Here is a 3,650-nt window from a genome sequence, read left to right as displayed (position 1 = left end):
GCAGGCGTCGGCGTCAGCGAGCCCGACGCCGGTGGCGACCACGGCGGCGAGCCCGACGGCGATCACGGCGACCACGGCGACCACGGCGACGCTGTCCGCCGCCGACGCCGCCGCCACGGTGCGCCGGAAGGGCTATGAGCCGGACATGAGCACCTACGCGGCCGACCGGCGGCTGAACGTCGTGATCGGCACCGGCCAGCCGGCCGGGGACACCCCCCGGCAGCTCGCCTTCGTCTTCGCCGACGGTGAGTACCGTGGCACGGACACGAAGGCACCCAGCGCGCACATCACCCTCCAGCGCCAACGCAACGATCATGAGGTCGTGCTGCGCTATGCCACCTACGACCCGCGGGACCCGGTCGATGCCCCATCGGGCCACGCCGACGTCCGCTTCCGCTGGACCGGCACGAACTTCTCCACCCTGGACAAGATTCCGCCGAGCGACCCGAATGTCTCCGGCAGCCGACGGTAGGGCCGCCGTCCGCCGGAGTCCGGGTGGCGGCGGGCGGTGCCGGGTGGCGAACCCGACGCGCCCGCCTCCGCGCCCAGCCGCACATCGCTGCGCTGGAAGCACTACGGTTCAGGGTTAGGGGTCTCGCGGGGCCGTGGACGCCGTGGACGCCGTGGACGCCGTGAACGCCGTGAACCCCACGGACACCGGTGCGGCGCGGGCCGGCGGCCATCGGGCCCCGGCCCGTGCCCACCGCCGACGAAGGAGTGAGCTTTCGGGTGAGCCCCGGCATTCCGAGTCTCACGGCCGGGCGCGCCGCCGGGCGCGGGACCGGGCGCGGCGACCAGAACAGGCGGCACGATGCTGACCCCGCTTGTTGACGACGACCCGCGCCACGTCGGCCCATTCACGATCCACAACCGGATCGGCGCTGGCGGCATGGGCACCGTGTACCTCGGTTTCAACGCCGACGGCCGGGCCGCCGCGGTGAAGGTTCCCGACGCCCGGTTCGCTGACGACCCCGAATTCCGGGAACGGTTCCGCCGCGAGGTGGCCGCCGCCCGCCGGGTGCACGGCCGGGCGGTCGCGGCGGTGCTCGATGCCGATCCCGAGGCCACGTCGCCGTGGCTGGCGACCGAATACGTGGAGGGCACCAGCCTCGCCGACGCGGTGCTGCGCCACGGCCGGCTGGAGGAACGGCTGCTGCACGGCTTCAGCGTGGGACTCGCCGACGCGCTGATCGCCATCCATGCCGCCGGAGTGGTGCACCGCGACCTCAAGCCCTCGAACATCCTGCTGGCCTGGGACGGCCCGAAGGTCATCGACTTCGGCATCGCGCGGGCCTCGGGGATCCCCAGCCACACCCGCACCGGGATTCTCATTGGCACGCTGGCCTGGATGGCGCCCGAGCAGCTGCGCGGGGAACGGGCCGGGCCCCCCGCCGACGTGTTCGCCTGGGGCGCCTGCGTGACGTACGCGGCGACGGGACATCCGCCGTTCGCCTCCGAGCAGTCCGACGTGCTGACCAGGATGCGCGAGGACCGACCACCCGACATCGCCGGCGTGCCGGCGAAACTCGCCCCGCTGGTGCGCGCGGCGCTCGCCCGTCGGCCGGAGGAGCGCCCGAGCGCCGCCGAGCTGGTCCGCCGCCTGGTCTCGGACTCCGCGGTCCGCACCCCGGCCGATGCCGACCGGGCGGCGGCGCTGGCTCTCACCCCCTGGCAGGCCCGCCCGCCGCTGAGCGCGGGGCCCGGCAAGGGCGGCGGCAACGGCGGCAACGGCGGCGGCGCGCCGCTGGACCCCGACCAGCCCGATCAGCCGACCCATCCCCTGGCCAACCGGCCGACGCCACCGCCGGACGACGACCAGTCGTGGCGCACCGTCCCGGTACCCCGCCGGGGCGCGGACGGCTCGGTGCAGGATCCCGCCGACGGCGGCGCAGCCGGCCCGCCGCGACACGCGGCGGACGGCGGGCTGCTCGGCCGGCTCCCGGCATCCTGGCGGCGGCGGGCACCGGGCGCGCGCGGAGCGCTGCCGGTCGTCCTGCTCGCCGGAATCGTCGGGCTCGCCGGGCTCGCCGGGCTCGCCGCCGTGCTCATCGGGGCCGGCGGCTCCGATCCTCAGGTGCAACCGGCCGCCCCCGCCCCGTCGTTCGGCCGGGCGGTCCCCAGCGACCCCGCGAACCAGCCGCCAGCCGGTGCTCCACTGTGGACGCCGGGCATCCGGCCCGGCCCGGCTCGGCCCGGCCCGGCCAGCCCACCCCCGGTCGGCGACGAACAGCCGATGACACCGACGGACCCGGGCACTCCGACACCGGTACCCACCGCGGCGAGCGCGCAGCCGAGCGCCACGCCTACGAGCCGGCCATCGCAGCCGACGGGCGCATCCCCGACGGTCGTGCCGACCTCGTCGCCGAGCCCGGGCACCTCGGCCACGGCGACAAGCTGCCCGACGGCCGCCCCACTCGGGGCGACGACGACCGCACCGCCGCCCTGCTGAACCCGCCGCACGGCCACTCTGCTGAAGCCCGCCGCATCGTCGCGTCACGCCACCGTCCGGCGTCCTGGTGCCCATCCACCACGCACCGGAGACTCTGACTACGGCAAACCCGCTGCGCGACCGCCGCCGACGGCGTCCATGAGGGGCCACGAGTCCACCGGGAGGCGGGAGAGCCCGGCGACCGGCGCCTTCGGCTTCGGCTTCGGCTTCGGCTTCGGCTTCGGCTTCGAGCTAGCGAAGCGATCGGATTTAGGAAAGATTTAGGAAAGATTTAGGAGAACGGAACGGTAATGCAGGCCGCCCGCGGACCGGCGGATCCGGCTTCGCCGGGCATGCCACTCGTCCCGTGCTCATGGAGCACGACCGCACTGGCACCGCCGGCCCGGAAGTTCCAGTCGACGATGGCGAACGCCTGGCCGTTGCCGCCGGCATCCGTGCTGAAATCCAGCCAGACCTCGTTGTGTGGATTGGCGTACGCCGGATCGACAGAGGGTTGTACCGGGTCCGGGATGTTCTGGTAATGCGGCCCGGCCGCCGTACCCGTCGCGCCGCACGCCTTCTGATGAACATGCGCCCCGTACTTGCGGTCGGGCAGCAGGCCCTGAACTACCAGGCCCACCACGGTACGAGGCCCGCCGGCCGCCAGTACGACCGCCCCGGCGCCGACCGGCACGAGATGCCGGTTGTAGGTGACGGCCGCCGGTGGCTGCTTCTCGTTCCAGGTCGTGAACGCGACCGGCTCCGCGACGACCCTCGTGACGCTCGGAACTGCCGGTGCCACCGCCGAGGCCATCACCGAGGCCGCGGCGGCGAACAACGCGGTGAACAACCCAAGGCCGGCCAGGGTGATCGACAGACGCCGTCGCATGAGGACCCTTTCAGCGGCTAGTTCAGCGGCTCGGGAACGCCGTTCATGTGGGACGAGCCTAGCCTGGCCACAGGTTTCGGGAATGCTCAACACGACCTGACCCGAAAAATAACGTGAGGTGACGGCGGTGCCCGGCCCGGGCCTGATCCGCGACTTGCGGGCCTGATCCGCCCATACCGCCCCGGTCGGCGGGAGGCCGTCGCCGGAGCCCTCGCGGCCACCGGCCGGCTGGAACGCCGGATGCCCGCCACGGCGGGGAGAGCCCGTTCCGACGACCGGTCGGCCGAGCCGTCGTCCCCTGCCCTTTCCCCGGCCCCGGCCTCAGTCCCAGCC

3 protein-coding genes are annotated in these 3,650 nt (G+C 74.1%); 2 read left to right on the top strand and 1 reads right to left on the bottom strand.

Going from position 1 to position 3,650, the window contains the following annotated elements:
• Positions 1-145: 145 nt before the first annotated feature.
• Positions 146-472, top strand: coding sequence for an LppP/LprE family lipoprotein (locus AC08OP_RS08530; protein WP_476613692.1), 327 nt, complete (start codon positions 146-148; stop codon positions 470-472).
• Between the two features lie 339 nt (positions 473-811).
• Positions 812-2,449, top strand: a complete 1,638-nt coding sequence (locus tag AC08OP_RS08525) for a serine/threonine-protein kinase (protein ID WP_476613691.1) — start codon at positions 812-814, stop codon at positions 2,447-2,449.
• A gap of 271 nt (positions 2,450-2,720) precedes the next feature.
• Here the strand turns inward: AC08OP_RS08525 and AC08OP_RS08520 are convergent, their stop codons facing one another.
• Positions 2,721-3,317 (bottom strand): superoxide dismutase family protein, encoded by a 597-nt coding sequence (locus AC08OP_RS08520; RefSeq protein WP_476613690.1) that lies wholly within the window; start codon positions 3,315-3,317, stop codon positions 2,721-2,723.
• Positions 3,318-3,650: the final 333 nt, after the last annotated feature.

This window comes from Frankia sp. CeRuru1 (genome assembly GCF_977966315.1).
This window is presented reverse-complemented; position numbering and strand designations above follow the sequence as displayed.